We start from the raw sequence: 15,689 nt of genomic DNA, 5'->3' as shown, positions 1-15,689 counted from the left end.
CTAACGCTTGCGGAAACGGATAATGAATATCAGGAGCAAAACAACGGCAACGGCACCCAGCGAAACCACCACGATCAGGCGCGGACTGAAGCCGGACGAATTTCCGACAAAGTTTATGCCCTTGTCGTATTTCTTTTCCTCGACCGGTTGCATCAACGCATCCCTGATCCGTTTGCGAACGGCGGCGCGGTCCGCATCCTTATATCCGAAGAGACTGTTGATTCTTTCATGCGTTTCCAAGACAAGCTGCGCCGTCGCATCGTCGACTCCGGAATCCCCTTGCGCAATGTTCCTTGCAACCGAGTTCACCATCGCATTCACCAACATTTCGATTTCGCTCCACTCGGGAATGTTCTGGCAGCTACGGCCATTATGTTCCAACCCCGTCACCAAGTGACTGTAGCGGGAATCCTGCATCCAGATTCGAATCAAGCTTCCGTCCGACGGGATAAATCCGCTCTGTCTGGAATAGTAGTCGATATTGTCGGCGCGGACCATGAATAGGAAAAGGTCGTTCGCCGTTTTCCGTTTCGAGAGGTTCCCGTTCTTGGGCAAGACCAGATGGGAGCCACCGACAAAAGTGAAATTTCCGACAGGACCACCAGGCGCCGAAACGGATATCAAGCCGTCCTTGGCAATCGGGCTTTCCTTAAGCCCGCCAATGTCGCTATCAAATTCAATCTTGCGAATCAGTTCGGGGGTACCGAAAATCAGCAGCTGCTCGGAGCGCACGAAGCGATCTGCCGCCGAACTGGAATTTTCATGGAGGTTATGGGGAGAAACATCCTGGTCACGGAGCAGTTTCAAATAAACACGAAGTCCCACAAGCGTAGAAGAATCCGCCAGGGCGCTGCGGTAACCGTTCTCGGTTTCGGCGACAAAGTCACCACCAAAATTCCACAGGAACGGCGACATCTGCTGGTAACCAGTCCAGTCGTCCTTGACGCCGAACTCGAAAGGAACCACCAGGCCTCCGGCCCTATTCTGCACCTTGGCTTCGGCAATGGCGCGCAGCACGCCAAAGAACTGTGGATAAGTTTCAATCTCGCTATCGTGCAATCCGAGTTCCAACCAGATCCGTTCATTGGCAAAGAACCCGCGAACATCCAGGAACCAGGGAATCGAATAGACAACGGTGTCGCGACCGATATGAGAAGCCTTCATCATTTCGGGGTAGAAACGGCTCGTATCGACAGCATCCAGCATTTCCGTCAGCGGGGAAATCAAGCCCGCCTTGGCAAAATACGGCACCCAGGTGGACCCCAGCTGTAACACGTCGGGATAGTCCGTTCCCGATCCCGCCTCGGTCGCAAGGACCTTGTTGAGTTCGGCGAAAGCAGCACCCCAGTCCAGGAAACGGATCTTGACCGGGATCCCGCTCTGCTGCGTATACTTCCGCATCAGTTTCTGGAGCGCCGTTCCCGTATTGATATCCTGGTCCATAACCCACAGAACAAGAGTATCCGGGGGAGGGGCTGCGGCACGGAGTTCCGGAACAGCAAATGCAGGAACAACCCCGGCCAAGGCCAAGGTTATCACAAACAAAGCAATGCCGTAAACCCGTCCAAGCATGAATCTTTCCCTAATATACAAACAAATTTATTTTGCAATTCTCAGGAAATCGTCGAAATACTTCGGATACGTCTTGTTGATGCAAGCAGGATCCATAATCTTGATAGGGACTCCACCCAAGGCGACCAGGCTAAAGCACATTGCCATACGGTGGTCGTTATAGGTTTCGATTGTCGCGGGCTGCAAATTTTCCGGCGGGAAAATCGTAATGGAATCGGTTGTTTCGCGGACCTCGGCACCCACCTTGCGGAGTTCCGCAGCCATCGCCGCGATACGGTCGGTTTCCTTGACTCGCCAACTGGCGATGCCGCTGATAGTCATCGGGGCATCGGCAAACAGCGCGAGTACGGCAACCGTCATCGCCGCATCCGGGATTTCAACGGCATTGAACTCGCCAAGACTCTTGAGCTTACCCTGCGGTCCCGTACATTCCACCCAGTCGGGTCCCATGGTCACCGCGGCACCCATTTTCTTAAGAACATCGACAAAGGCGATGTCGCCCTGGCGGCAATCCGTACCGACTCCCAAAACACGCACCTTTCCACCGGCAATGGCAGCGGCAGCAAGCGGATAACTTGCGGAGCTGGCATCGCCTTCGACCATATAGTCGCCCGGAGTCTTGTAGACGCCCTTGGGCACATAGAAATCCATCAGGTCGGCATGCTTCACCTCGATGCCGAAATGTTTCATCACGTCGAGCGTGAGCAGGATATACGGAGCGGAAATCAGTTCGCCCTCGACATGGATATGCAACGGAGATTCCGCGTACGGGGCACATATCAGGAGCGCCGTCAGATACTGGCTCGAGATATTGCCGCGCACCGACACGGATCCGCCCTTAAGGCCATGCGCATTGATGCAGACCGGCGGAAAGCCTTCCGTTTCCAGATAACTGATATCGGCGCCAAGCGAACGGAGCGCATCGACCAAGTCGCGAATCGGGCGTTCCTTCATGCGTTCTTCGCCGCTCAGGTGGAACACGCCGTGCCCCAGCGCGAGAGCCGCACACAGGGAACGCATCGCGGTTCCCGCATTGCCCAGGTAAAGGCCGGCGAAATTCTTGCCGTCTTCCAGCAAAACCGTCTGAGCGTCAATCGGAGCTCCGCAACCTTCGATGACGGCCTCGGTAAAGTCTTCGGACATTTCCACATGAACGCCCAGCGATTTCAGGGCCTCGCCCATGTAGCCGGTGTCGTCGCTTTTCAAAAGGTTATGTAGGCGTGTCGTTCCAGCGGCAAGAGCCGACACCAAAAGCACGCGGTTCGTGATACTTTTCGATCCGGGAACGCGAAGTTCACCGTTATAAGACTTCAAAGCGGGAATCTGTATGTTACTGGGGCGAAAAAAAGGTGTATCCATGTCCGTAAATTTATAAATTAAAAAAGTAAAACGATTACACGGAGTTTAAAACATGAGCGAAATCACAGACCACAAATTCACGGTCCGTTTTTCGGATTGCGACGAGTACGGCAGACTGAAGCTTTCACGCCTTTTCCAGTTCATGGAAGAGGCGGCCATCGCCGACGCCGAAGCGAACGGTTTCGGGCTGTGGAAAATGATCAAGGCCGGCTATACCTCCGCCATCACGCGCATGAAGATGAGAATCGACCATACCCCGCTCATGGGGGAAACGCTCGGGGTTACCACCTGGATCAAGGAAATCTACAAGGACAAGGTGGTGCTCAAGGACTATGCCGTCGTCGATAGCCAGGGCCGCGCCCTCGCCGAAGGGACCTCATCGTGGATCCTGGTGAACCTGAAAACGGGATTTGCCGAGCACCCGTCCAAAAGCCCCTACCCCTTCCCGGTGCAGCTCGAAAAAAGTGCGCTACCCGAAATGCTCCAGGTGCTGCCCATGGGCGAAGACCCACAGTTAGTTTATACAGAAAGAGCCCGTAACAGCGACCTCGACATCAACCACCATGTGAACCATTGCCGCTATGTGGACTGGATTATCGACTGCCTTTCGAAACAGGAACTCAAAGAACGCGGGATACGTTCCATCCAACTGAATTTTGTCCAGCAGGTTCCGCTCGGTGCCAACATCAACATCATCCGGTTCAAGGATACGAACCACCACGCCGTATTTTTCGGAATGAACGCCGACATGGAAAAAAGCCCGACGACAAACCGTTGCCATTTCCAGGTCCGCGTAGGCTTCAGGGAGTAACCCTCAGGGCATCACCACCCCGATTCCGGGCCACATTCCAAAAGAGACTGTCCCGTGCAGGTCCGTGCGGAAAACCGCAGCGGAATCCCCTGTCACATAGCGGAGTTTCTGGAGGACTTCTGCGGTCGGGTGACCGTAGCGGTTATTCCGGCCGACACCGATCACCGCATACCGCGGCGACACCCGCGAAAGGAACCTGAGCGTGCTACTTCCCGCCGAGCCATGGTGCGGCACCTGCAACAAGTCCGCAGACAAGCTAGGCGAAAGCTCCAGAAGTCGGCGCTCTCCCGCCGAATCCAGGTCGCCCGTCAACAGCAGCGATGGTTTTTCGGAGTCGTCTTCGAGAGCCACCTTCATCACGACACTCGCCCCGTTTTCGCCGAACCGCCCATATTCAGGAGGCCACAGGACATCCAGTTTCAAGCCGTCGGCAAGCCACACCGTATCGCCTCGGAAAAGCGTATCGACCGGTATCCCGAACCGCCGGGCAAGACGCAGGACACTGTCGGGCACAAGCCCCGATGCCGTATCCGGCCCCACCAGCAAGCGTCCGACATGCAGACGCCCCGCTGAAAGCGCCTCCCCCATTTCCATAAAACCGCCCACATGGTCGCGATGCCCATGACTCAGGAGCACCCACGAAAGCGAATCGACTCCACGGGCCAAAAGGGAATCCACCACCCCCACCGAATCGGGACCCGAATCGTAAAGCGCATAGCGGCCCTCCCTTTCCAGCAGCACGGCAAGCCCCTGCCCCATATCGAGGACCGATACACGGACAGGATCCGGCTCATCCTCGCCGCCAGAACCATAGGCACAGCCACCCAGGACAACCCCCGCGACCACCGCGGCACCGCCCCACAGCAAGAAACACAGAAGAATCCAGAGCGGAATCCACAAGTTCGTATTTTTATGTATCAGCATAAGACAAAACTCCATTTTTGCAAAAGTCTCTCCTATATACACGCACGGACCGCGAAAAATGGGAAAAAATACTCCAGACACGACTTATGGCAAGCTACGACGCGCCATGTGCGAACAAAACGGGGATTTTTTACTATCTTTTAGCTTAACCCGAGGTTTATAATGCAATTACCCAAGTACAAGAAGAAAAAGCGTATCAAGCTGAAAGTCTGTCAGGAACCCGGCTGCGGCCGCGAATTCTGGGGCCACCCGATCGCCAAGTACTGCGAATTGCACCGCGACATCAAGCAGCGCCAGAAGCAGAAGAAGGACGTGGACAACATCGAGTCCAAGAACATCATCTTCCGCCACAACTACACCGAGTCGATGGACCTCACCTTCAAGTGCTGCCTCGAAGGCTGTAACGAGATGTTCACCATCCGCGTGTTCCCGAAACAGTACATCTACCCCCGTTTTTGCGACGAACACCGCAACGACTTCAAGCGCGCAAACTTCCTGCGCATCATGTCGAAGCTCAAAAACGACTAAAATTTCGACTTTTTCGTAAAAATTTGGATGCCACCCTTGAAATTTGAGGTGGCTTTTTTATATTTGGGCTCACAATCATGGTGGGTGTAGCTCAATTGGTTAGAGTCCCAGATTGTGATTCTGGATGTTGTCGGTTCGAGTCCGGTCACCCACCCTTAAAAAATTCCTGCGAGATTTCGCAGGATTTTTTTTGAGCAGAAATGGATTTGTAGTTTTTTTTCGAACTTGGTTTCTTCCTTCGTCCAGAACCAAGTTTCGTTAAACACGCTCGCTTCGTCATATCTTGTACCGATTGCAGAGAAGCCCAGACGGTTTGTTGCACCGGCGCGTTCCCAGAAGCCGTTCACCGCCATCAGGTCTCCCGGAGCTTCAGTTTCCTTCAACAGGTCATTCCACTCCGTAATCGAGGGAATATGCCAACCAGCCGGGCAAATGCCTAGTTCCAGGGTGTCGTCAGGATATTCCCGCCCATCCAACGCAGCCTTCCAGGCAAACCAATCGCAAGGGGCAACGCGAACAAGAACTTTTTCATAGATCCTCCTAAAAACAACCAGTTTCAAGCCAACCGCGTTCAATACAAATTTAACAAAAAAAAACGACCACCTACCAAGCTAGGGACAACAAATTAAAAAGGAACCCCCGGCGCACTGCCGAGGGTTTCCCCATGTTCAATCATGAATCCCGTCGCGCGGCTTTCGCCTTGCTCCAGGACAACGTCTTACGAGAGACGGCTAATCATGTAACCGGCGCAGACTGCGGTACCGATCACGCCAGCCACGTTCGGGCCCATGGCGTGCATCAAGAGGAAGTTCTGCGGGTCATACTTGGCACCTTCCACCTGGGAAACACGGGCAGCCATCGGCACAGCGGACACACCGGCGGAACCGATGAGCGGGTTCACAGGGTTCTTGGGAGTGCACTTGTTCATGATCTTTGCAAGGAAGAGGCCTGCTGCGGTCGAGAAACCGAAGGCCACCACACCCATAGCGATAATCATGAGGGTCTGCGGACGGAGGAAAATGTCGGCAGACATCGTGAGACCCACGGAAGTACCGAGGAAGATAGTCACGATGTTCATGAGTTCGTTAGAGGAGGTCTTCACCAGGCGTTCGACAACGCCGGCTTCCTTGAAGATGTTACCAAGCATGAGCATGATGATAAGAGCAGAAGCATCGGGCACCACGAGGATGCACACGATCATCACCATCACGGCAAACACGATGCGTTCTGCCTTGGACACCTTGCGGAGCGCCTTCATACGGATCTTGCGTTCCTTGTCGTTGGTCATGAGGCGCATGATAGGCGGCTGGATCAGCGGAACGAGAGCCATGTAAGTGTAAGCTGCCACGGCGATAGGTCCAATGAGGTGCTTTGCTAGTTTGTTTGCAGTAAAGATGGAGGTCGGACCGTCGGCACCGCCGATGATGCCGATAGAGGCCGCTTCACCGAGAGTAAAGCCACCGAAAGCCACGGCGCAGAACATGGTCGCAAACACGCCGAACTGAGCGCCACCGCCGAGGAGCAGTGTACGCGGGTTAGCGATAAGCGGTCCGAAGTCCGTCATGGCACCCACGCCCAAGAAGATGATGGGCGGGAAGAGTTCCAGGTGGATACCCTGGCTGATGTAGTAATAGAGACCGGCAGTCGGGGTAAACATACCTTCGATGCTCCAGCCACCATCGTAGAATCCCGCACTGGGGATGTTCACCGCCAGTGCGCCGAGGGAAATCGGCAAGAGCAGCAGCGGCTCATACTTTTTGACAATCGCCAAGTACATCAGGACGAAACTCACGATCCACATCACGATCATCGAAGGGGTGACGTATGCGAATCCGGTGTCGCCTGCGAACTCAACGACCGAATTTAAAAGAGAACTCATTTATCTGTACCTCTTAGGCGATGGTCATGAGAGTCTGGCCGTCGACGACAGTGTCGGTTTCCTTGACGGCAATGGAGTTCACGGTGCCGGCGCACGGAGCGACGACCGGGTTTTCCATCTTGAGAGCTTCGATGATAGCCACTTCCTGGTTGGCGGCAACGGTGTCGCCGACCTTGACCTTCAGTTTGAACACGGAGCCAGCGAGCGGGCTCTTGACTTCGGTACCACCGGCAACAGCAGGAGCGGCGGCAGGAGCCGGAGCGGCAGCGGGAGCTGCAGCAGGAGCGGCGGCAACGGCGGCATTGGAATCAAGAACTTCTACTTCGACATCGTAGGTCTTGCCTTCGAAACTGATACGGACGGTTTTCTTCATTTTGATATTTCCTGGCTTAAAAGCCTGTTGAGTTTTAAAAGTTTACCTTACTTGACGATCGTCCAAGCAGGAGAGTTGATGTTTCTGTAAGCAGTCACGCGGCAGGGCTGACCGATAGCCTGGGTCGCCGCTGCGGTCACGAGGGCGAGGAACTGGTCGTTGCTCATGCCCGGGTGTTCTTCGAGGGCTGCCACGGCGGCAATGCCGAGGAAGGCCTGGAGCTGCTTGTTGGTGAAGCCCGGATGGACGCTCTTCGCGTTCGGATCCCAGTCGCAGTGGGCAGGACCGATGGTCACCGGTGCTGCAGCGGCGGGAGCGACGGCCGGGGCAGCCTTAACTGCAGGTGCCGGAGCCTTGTCCTTGTTGAGGCCGAGCTTGGCCATGATGAAGTTCATGAGGTAGCAGAGCACCGTGAGGCCCACGATGACGCACATCACCACGATAAGACCGGTTGCCTGGAATTCAATCAGGGAGCCGATACCGAAGGTGTCGGAGTCGCCCTTACAGCCCTGTTCGGTCGAAAACTCGCCCTTGCAGTAGGTCGAGCCCAGCTTGGCCTTGGCGATGGGCAACACCTTGTGGCCGCCGGCGTTTTCGATAGAATCGCGAACGTCGCGTGCAAGAACTGCCTGATCGTAGGTCTTATAGAGAACCGAATGGTTACCAGAGTGGGTTTCCACGATCTTGTAAACCATATCGTCATTCATACCCGGCATAGAAAGCTGCTCCTGAACCTGGGCGGCATCGGAGGGGAGCATGAGTCCGAGCTGTTCGTCGAACTTGCCCTTCACCTTTGCTGCAGGTTGCGGTGCAACGAGAGCCGGCTGCTGCACATCCTGGGCCGGGGCTGCGGCGGGAGCCACTTCCTGAGCTTCGGGTGCATTGGTCTGTGTTTCGTTCATATTGGATTCAATCCATTCTTTTGGGTTTCTGTTTTGTAAAAATCAGCGGGGAAAATATAGTTAAAGGCCTGTACCGCGTCATCCGGCACACTCAAAAATACACCCCGTATAAGATTTCAGGCATATTCCTAAAAAAAACAGAAAAGACCAACTTTTGTTCCAAGCCCCAGATTATCATATTACAGCACCATCTGTTTACATTTTTGTAAGGATGATATTTTACCGTTTCAATTTAGCCAAGCTTTCAAAGGGTAGCAATTCCCCGCCGTTTGTGTCGTTGCGGAGGTCGTTGTATATGTTTCTGCAGTTGGCACAAATGCAGTGGAAATTCTGACGAACATTTTTTACCGGGCGCTTGCTCGGGAAAAAGTTCTTCACAAGATCCAGTTGAAGAGGCACTACCATGCTGTAATGATATGTTTTAGGAGCGCTTTCCGTATTCGTTTCACACAAATTAGAAGCAAAATTCCTTTTTGCAGAGACACAAAAAGCGTTATAGAGAAAATTGACCCACAGCCATTCCAATTTCGTCCCGAGAGAGTCGTTCAGCACCATCCCCGAATGCCCCTCTTTCCATACATATCGAGGGAACGCCTTTTCGAGATCCCGAATGCTTAGATGCGCGCCACACTCCGTATCCACCAGGAAATCAGGCTGGATATTCACATAATAAGTCATCCGGCCCTTGCCAGACCAGTCTTCGTCATGATAAGGGTCGGACACGATTCTTCCGCTCATGACCACGCCGGTTTTCCCCTTGCCGACTCGGAGCATAAAGAATCGGTCCCCGCAGTGAACCTTTTCGTGTTCCCACACGCTCCAGTTCAGCATGTAGTTTTGCGTATTTCGCGCTTCTTCCATGGCATTCTTGAAACGGTTCATGCCATAGCTGGAAATTTCTGGATTCCATCTCAAAATGACGACGCTCATAGGGACCTCCTGTGGTTTTGGGCCTGCACAGGAAACATACATTCATTCAACTGTCATAAAATGACAAGTTTGATAATTTTCTGTTTTTCGCCTGTAAGCAGATGGATTTGATATGAAAAAAGAGTTGACACGTTGGAAAGTCACCCCTATTGCGGAATTTTGCCGTTTGATGTATATTCAGGCTATGGCTCGGCTACACAATATTGACTTTCTCAGGAAATTAATGTATCTTGGTTATTGTCGAGATATCGGCAACAAGTGCGTGGTCCTGCCTCAGTGGACAGAAACAAAAGGCGAGTGGTCCTGCCTTAGTGGACAGACTCAAAAGGTGCGATGTCCTGCCTTAGTGGACAATTTTAAAATATCCCTGACCGAAAAATCCGCTAGATAAAAAGATAGATCCCGTATAAGGCTAGATTTCTATCGAAACGCATGGCATGAAGCCTGCTTTCACCTTAATGGGACCTGTTTACTATAAAATATATAAATAGAGGCAAAAAGTCAAATAGCCAACCGTTTAATATCGCCTTTTTTTGGACGTTCCCCACCTTGGTGGCCATGCGCACTAAACAACAAGTTGTTAAGTGCTGTCCGCCCACTGGCGTGGGTCGGGCTATATTGCAAGGCGCCCCGTGTGTGCCTGCGGCACCCTCGCGCCACTCTTGCAACGGAGCCTCGCTCCAATAAACAGCAATACAAGACTGCCGCGAGTCTCCGCCCCAAGGGGTCACTATCCCTAACGCGAAAAGCGTTATTGTTCACCGAATACTTCTTCAACCATTGATTTCAAACGTTCAGCATCTGCCAAATGAGGCATTCCGTAATTCCACCATATAGGCAGCCACTTAATCTTTGAATTGCAATATTTCATCGCCTTTTTCAGGCTCAATTCATTCTCCCTAGGAAACCGTACTCCAGGTATAACGCCACAAAGAGAATCCGAAATAGAAAACGAAACCAATTCATCAGTCTTCTTCAAACTTTTATCTATAAGAAGCAACCGAAATTCTTGTTCATCTCTAAAATCTTGGCACTTTTAAAAAAGCAAGCTTATCTTTTCCGAGGTTAAAAGCGATTTGCAATTCTGCTCCAACGATTCCTGTAGTGGATAAAGATTGTTTGTGTAAGTCACTTCTTTGCAATAGATTTCACACGAACCGAAAGACTTTTCAAATGACTTCACCAAATTTTCTCTATCAAATACCAAGCAAACACCCTTGTGATTATCAGCATATTGAGCCCACATCCTTGAGCGGGCCCATCCTTTGGATAAATTGTTATAGCAATTTTCTTGAGAATCCTTCGGCGGATTATAAAAAGACATATCCATAGCAAAAGATGCAAAACGAACCGAGCGAACCTTTTCATCTACAGCATTTTTATAGTCGCCAATGATTACGGCGAGTTCTTCATTTGAAGGATTGCCATAAATTACCCGCCCATCATCACGATGATCTTCAAATTCCAACGGGTCATTCTTGTTTACAAGGGGCCCCAAACGCATTTGTTGGCTCAATAAAATCCCCAACGCAGCAGAATATGTCGTATAATGAAATAGAAACTGGTTCTCTTTCTCAGGAACATTGCATTCTAGAAGGATATCGGAGGGATATTTCATTTACGCATCTATTCCATTTCCGGATAGGCAACCAAATATGTTTGAATCAATTCACAGATATTGTTAAATATATCTTCTTTAGAATTTGTATTCTCAACAATACTGTCATAGAAAAAATCTAGACCTCCAAGCATTATTTGAGTAAATCGTTCTTCATCGGGCCCAGCAGCTTCAGTCCCTCTTATTCTAAAAGCCTTGTTTATTCTCTCTTTTAGCGAAACACTTCCTTTCTTGTCATTCAACATAACAAGCTCATAGAAATATTCTATTTCGCGACCATATCGGATCATTTGTTCCGGGTCAATTTTTGCGGGTTCTATTTTTGAATCATTATCAACATTCGCGCTCAGGTTTTGCCAAAGACCTAGAACAATACTGATGTAAAACACATCAATATTTCTGCATGACAACAACTCTGTAAGTTTACGTACTTTCTCGGCATGCAAGCCCTTTATTTGGTACAATTGATTAAACAAAGCCATTTTTATCCTCCTCAACTTTTGTGCATTGGAATGATTTATCCATAGGAACCAGCTTGTAACTCCGTCCAATCTTCGAGAACATTCTTTCTCTTGCTATTTCACCATCAACATCCTTAATAAACACGATAATTTGCTCAGACACCTTAGGTAAAACATCACAAAGAGATATTATTCTTTCTTTGTCTAAAACAGAAAACGGAGCATCAAGAACCAGAGGATATGATTCCAACTGCATTTCAGCATTTTCCTCTCTATTTTGCTTAATTACATCAAGAAGCCCAGAAAGGAAAGCAAATATTACAGAGAGGCCCTGACCTGTTGAAAGCTCTTTTTTGGATGTGGTAGTGATATTATATTCATCATCTATGCTAATCGTAAAATCGGCGTCATATATTTTCTTAAAGGCATTCTGCACAGCATTTACAAGATTTTGTTTCTTTTCTTGTTCATCCTTACTAAGTTCCTCTTCAAAGTCCTTTACAAGTTTGTCCGTTATCTTTTTCCATTCAAGAACTTTTCGTCCTTCTTCACTTGTTTCAAGCAAGTTTTCTCTTTCTCGTTTTAATCTATCTGATTCTGATTTTATATTGTATATCAATCTTTGATAATTTGTGATTTTCTCTTTTGAGTCCTCCAAATCTTTCGTAGACAATTTCAAATTTCTTTCAATCTCAGAAGTATCCTCGGCTTTTGCAAGTCGTTCATCAAGAACTTTTATTTCCTCCTCAAGGCCATCTATTGATTCGAGATAATCAATAACTCTTTCTTTCCTAGCTTTCAAATTATTCCAGAGATCCTCACCAAAACGCTTTTTATCTTGTGTTTCTCGCCTTACTGTAGATATAAGTGTTCCTAGCGACTCGGGGGGAACTATGTGTCGCCATTTTTCAAGTAAATCAAAACTTGCCTCATTTTTATTTATACAAGTTCCACAAATACATTTCCCTCTTTTCTCAATCCAATCTATAAGGTCTGCATGCAATTTATCGGGAATGTCATCGGATTCTATATCCGAAGCCTCCTTTAAATAATCCAGCATTGCATCCATAGCATGTCTTGCAAAAAAATAGGGCGATGATTTGACAAAATCCAAAATTCCAGACTTGTATTCTTGCTCTATACGATTTTTCTGTTTCGTACACTCATTTTGCTTGGACTCTCTTTTTTCTGCAATCTCTTTTGAAGATTCTATATTTTTCAGTTTGCTCTTATATTCTGCGATTTTTTCTAAATGATAATCACGACTATCTTCTTCCTCTTTCATCTGGTTTTCAAAAGTTTCCAGATTCTTTACGTTAGAACTAATTTTTGAGTTTAACTGATTTAACTTTTCGTTAAAATTTCCAGATATACCGGAAACACTGTACTCTTTTGAAATAGATTTCAAATGTCTTATGGCATTCTTATAATAATCAAGATCCAGCAACGTATTTACGGCTTCTCCGAAAGCACGCGATTTACCCTTCTTTATATCATCCGACATGGCTTCTATTTTTTCGCCACTCAAGAAAAAATATTCAGATAACTCTTCTGGAATTATTTCATTAACAAATTCTTGTTTGTTCGATACCTCTTTTTGCACGCCATTTTCAATATAATACACATGAAATTGCAGAGACAATTCACCGAACTTATCATTCTTTTTTCTATATGTAGAGGTTCGGGTTATTATGTAATCCTTGCCACCATGAGATATCTCTAAAGAAACCGTAGCAGGACAGGACTGACCATCCTTCAAAGAATCAATCTTCTTCTGCGATAATATATCTTCTGGCTTTTTAAAATCTGACTTGCCATACAAGCACCACCGAAATGATTGGCAAAGAGTTGTTTTTCCAAAACCAGTACCACCCAAAACAAATGTTATGTTTTTCTCTGGTTCAACAGAGAATATGATTTCATTTTCACCATCATACTGACGGAAATTTTTCAAGACAATCTTTTTTATAAGCATGATTTTTCCTCAAGTTTAACGGAGTTTTGAATCAGTCGTTTGATTTTTGATTCCATTTCTTTCGGTTTGCTAGTTTTATTATGTTTGTTTTCATGTTCCCACTCGGCAATTGTATCAAACAGTTTTTTGTATTCTTCAGAATTCATAGAGAACATCCTCCGCATTCATTTGTTTGGTTATTTGAAATTTCCTTTTTATTTCGTCAATTAGAGACAATGTTTTCGATTTGTTTAAGGCAAGTGATCCGAACTCCGTCATTCTCGCAACCTCGTTACGTATCAATGTTGAATACATCTCATTTTCTGAAGGATCCATTGCACCTGCAACAATCAAATCATACGGCAAAGTTATAAAGTCGTAAATAGTCGCCTTTACCTTATCTTTGTGTCTCCTTAAAACACGACCTCGTCTTTGAACATATTCTTTTGGATTTGTAGAACTAGCCAATATAAAAGCTGTTTCGACCATAGGTATATTAACACCTTCGTCCAGACATCTAATTGCGACAATCGCTTGCAAAATTTTTTCTTCAAAACGCGTTATTATCGATGAACGTTCTTCCGAACTTTCTTCTGCGGTAAACTTTGCAATGCGCATATCAAATTTTTCATAAAGATTCATCGTTATCGCTTCAATCTGCCTAACATCATCTTGATTTTCCGAGTCAAATCCATGAACATCTTCGCTATATTTTGTAGCACCACAGTAAATCAGAATTTTATTTTCATTCTTATATGGTTCAATTCTCTTTATAAGTTCTGTAAGTTTATTTTTTGCACCAGCAATTAACCTAGAACGAGCAATAGCCAGCTTTTTTCCATATTCAGACAAACATTTTTCATGCGTTTTTGGAGATATTCGAATCTCTCCCGCCATCTGCTTTGTGAGTTCCGCATACGACTCCCGCTCTTTTGAATCCAACGAAACAACAACCGGAATATAATCATAGGGAACTAAATATCCAGCATCTATAGCCTCTTTCAACCCATACTCTATACACTTTTCTCCAAAATAGGAATGAAGGAATTTCGTGCCAAATTCGTCCATATGACGGTCTATTGTCGCAGACAGCGCCAATTTATACATGAAATTCATTCTTTCAAGATACTTTATAGCATCTTGCGCACCTAAATTATGAGCTTCATCAGCAATTAAAAGAATCGGTTTTCTATTTTTTGCCAAAACTCCTTGAACGAAATCACTTTTAAATGTGGCAATTGTGGACACCAAGCAAAAGAAACCTCGTTCGTTATCGCAGAAATTTCTTTTATCAACAGCCCTTTTTAATTTTTCCTTCCAATCTCTTTGCGGCGAAGATCCAAAAGCAACAATTGGCTTGATATTGAACTTTTCTATATCTTCGAGCCATTGCGTGACAAGATGAATATACGGACAAAGGATAACAACACTCAAATTACCATTATCATGTTTTCTCAAACAATCAAGAGAGAATAGTGCCGTAAGAGTCTTGCCCGTTCCCGTCGCCATATCATAAATACCGCAACACCCTTTCGCCATCCAGCTATTGATAGCTCTCTTCTGATATTCGCGAAGCATATCAAAGGAAATAGATTTTTCTTCACCAGTTCTATAGTCAGGACTGGACTCATGAACATTTGATGGAACGGAATCTGTAAAACCTTTATCCCAATTTGGCACGCTAAAATCTATATTTTGCCTTCTATACTTCTCTAAGATTTTATTCGTTACCGAAGGAAAGTCAACAACAGTCAGTTTTTGTTCAGTATTATTCCAAATATTTTCAAAGGCGTTTATTTTTGATTGAGCCCGTTCTCTATCTTCCGATTTCCAATCACAATAAACGTTAACAGACTCATAATTATATCGCATAGCGGTTCTTGATTCGTTCATGCTTCCGTCAAATGCAATTTTCTGACCATCAAAATCTTCAAATACACCTAACTTTTCATGATATATTCCAACTTCATTCCCGGAATCAATGAAAGCTATTTTCAACGACAGGAATCCATTGGCAATTAAATTCGCCAAAAGATTCAGTCTTGCATTTCTAAAATAATCCGTTTCTTCAATATCTAATTCCCCAAGTAATCTGCGCTCTATTATTTCAGAACGCTTTTCATAGCCAGCACGTATAGCATCAACATCTTCATCACTTAATTTAGGAGAAGCAACAATTTGTATTTGACCCTTATTTTTGACAAGTTCGGTAATTCCCTTAGTTATTTCAACTAATGATGTTGACGAAAAAAAGCCTACAGAGCGTTTGTAAATTTTAGCACAGGAAAGAGCAGGAATAAACAATTCTTGAACAACATCGTTCTGAGGAGAACGATATTCATTACGAATTGTTAATGTTGTCAAAGAATTCATTTCGT

The 15,689-nt window shown here is 47.0% G+C and carries 16 protein-coding genes and 1 tRNA gene; 3 read left to right on the top strand and 14 right to left on the bottom strand.

From position 1 onward, the window contains the following. Entirely contained in the window at positions 1-1,572 is a 1,572-nt protein-coding gene (locus tag Q0P86_RS02020; RefSeq protein ID WP_295037095.1) for an extracellular solute-binding protein, read from the bottom strand. 27 nt (positions 1,573-1,599) lie between these two features. After that, entirely contained in the window at positions 1,600-2,931 is a 1,332-nt protein-coding gene (gene aroA, locus Q0P86_RS02015) for a 3-phosphoshikimate 1-carboxyvinyltransferase (RefSeq protein ID WP_295037093.1), read from the bottom strand. Positions 2,932-2,983: 52 nt separating this feature from the next. On the opposite strand from aroA, the gene Q0P86_RS02010 reads away from it, so the two are divergent. Continuing rightward, the gene (locus tag Q0P86_RS02010; RefSeq protein ID WP_290991055.1) at positions 2,984-3,742 is read left to right on the top strand and encodes an acyl-ACP thioesterase domain-containing protein; all 759 of its coding nucleotides are present in this window, start codon (positions 2,984-2,986) and stop codon (positions 3,740-3,742) included. A 3-nt stretch (positions 3,743-3,745) separates the two neighbouring features. Here the strand turns inward: Q0P86_RS02010 and Q0P86_RS02005 are convergent, their stop codons facing one another. After that, positions 3,746-4,666 (bottom strand): ComEC/Rec2 family competence protein, encoded by a 921-nt coding sequence (locus tag Q0P86_RS02005; protein WP_295037091.1) that lies wholly within the window; start codon positions 4,664-4,666, stop codon positions 3,746-3,748. 162 nt (positions 4,667-4,828) lie between these two features. On the opposite strand from Q0P86_RS02005, the gene Q0P86_RS02000 reads away from it, so the two are divergent. Together Q0P86_RS02000 and Q0P86_RS01995 are read left to right on the top strand one after the other, a co-directional pair. Beyond that, positions 4,829-5,194, top strand: a complete 366-nt coding sequence (locus Q0P86_RS02000) for a hypothetical protein (RefSeq protein WP_290991060.1) — start codon at positions 4,829-4,831, stop codon at positions 5,192-5,194. Positions 5,195-5,274: 80 nt separating this feature from the next. Then, positions 5,275-5,348: transfer RNA gene (locus Q0P86_RS01995), tRNA-His, on the top strand. 1 nt (position 5,349) lies between these two features. Here the strand turns inward: Q0P86_RS01995 and Q0P86_RS01990 are convergent. From Q0P86_RS01990 to Q0P86_RS01940, 11 genes are all read right to left on the bottom strand, one after another. Beyond that, positions 5,350-5,754 carry an FISUMP domain-containing protein gene (locus tag Q0P86_RS01990; protein WP_295037087.1) on the bottom strand — a complete coding sequence of 135 codons (405 nt, stop codon included), beginning with the start codon at positions 5,752-5,754 and terminating at the stop codon, positions 5,350-5,352. 158 nt (positions 5,755-5,912) lie between these two features. Further along, complete coding sequence (locus tag Q0P86_RS01985) at positions 5,913-7,073, bottom strand: sodium ion-translocating decarboxylase subunit beta (protein ID WP_163437804.1); 1,161 nt, start codon at positions 7,071-7,073, stop codon at positions 5,913-5,915. A gap of 13 nt (positions 7,074-7,086) precedes the next feature. Further along, positions 7,087-7,446: a biotin/lipoyl-containing protein gene (locus Q0P86_RS01980; RefSeq protein WP_073321322.1), complete on the bottom strand. Its 360-nt coding sequence runs from the start codon at positions 7,444-7,446 to the stop codon at positions 7,087-7,089. Positions 7,447-7,493: 47 nt separating this feature from the next. Then, the gene (locus Q0P86_RS01975; RefSeq protein ID WP_295037085.1) at positions 7,494-8,348 is read right to left on the bottom strand and encodes a hypothetical protein; all 855 of its coding nucleotides are present in this window, start codon (positions 8,346-8,348) and stop codon (positions 7,494-7,496) included. Between the two features lie 219 nt (positions 8,349-8,567). Beyond that, complete coding sequence (locus Q0P86_RS01970; protein ID WP_295037083.1) at positions 8,568-9,278, bottom strand: hypothetical protein; 711 nt, start codon at positions 9,276-9,278, stop codon at positions 8,568-8,570. A gap of 751 nt (positions 9,279-10,029) precedes the next feature. Beyond that, positions 10,030-10,257 (bottom strand): hypothetical protein, encoded by a 228-nt coding sequence (locus Q0P86_RS01965; RefSeq protein ID WP_295037081.1) that lies wholly within the window; start codon positions 10,255-10,257, stop codon positions 10,030-10,032. 57 nt (positions 10,258-10,314) lie between these two features. Continuing rightward, a complete protein-coding gene (locus Q0P86_RS01960) occupies positions 10,315-10,896 on the bottom strand; it encodes a DUF2971 domain-containing protein (RefSeq protein WP_295037080.1) in 582 nt (193 codons plus the stop codon). A gap of 8 nt (positions 10,897-10,904) precedes the next feature. Then, positions 10,905-11,378 carry a hypothetical protein gene (locus Q0P86_RS01955; RefSeq protein WP_295037078.1) on the bottom strand — a complete coding sequence of 158 codons (474 nt, stop codon included), beginning with the start codon at positions 11,376-11,378 and terminating at the stop codon, positions 10,905-10,907. Then, a complete protein-coding gene (locus tag Q0P86_RS01950; RefSeq protein WP_295037076.1) occupies positions 11,365-13,332 on the bottom strand; it encodes an AAA family ATPase in 1,968 nt (655 codons plus the stop codon). The genes Q0P86_RS01955 and Q0P86_RS01950 overlap by 14 nt, the downstream gene beginning before the upstream one ends. Next, complete coding sequence (locus Q0P86_RS01945) at positions 13,323-13,478, bottom strand: hypothetical protein (RefSeq protein WP_290737396.1); 156 nt, start codon at positions 13,476-13,478, stop codon at positions 13,323-13,325. The genes Q0P86_RS01950 and Q0P86_RS01945 overlap by 10 nt, the downstream gene beginning before the upstream one ends. Then, on the bottom strand, positions 13,468-15,684 hold the full coding sequence (locus tag Q0P86_RS01940; RefSeq protein ID WP_295037073.1) for a DEAD/DEAH box helicase family protein: 2,217 nt from the start codon (positions 15,682-15,684) through the stop codon (positions 13,468-13,470). Before Q0P86_RS01940 ends, Q0P86_RS01945 begins: the two co-directional genes overlap by 11 nt. Positions 15,685-15,689 lie beyond the last annotated feature (5 nt).

Source organism: uncultured Fibrobacter sp. (assembly GCF_946062555.1).
GTDB lineage: Bacteria > Fibrobacterota > Fibrobacteria > Fibrobacterales > Fibrobacteraceae > Fibrobacter.
Note: the sequence above shows the minus strand (reverse complement) of the source record. Positions and strands in the feature narration are given on the sequence as shown.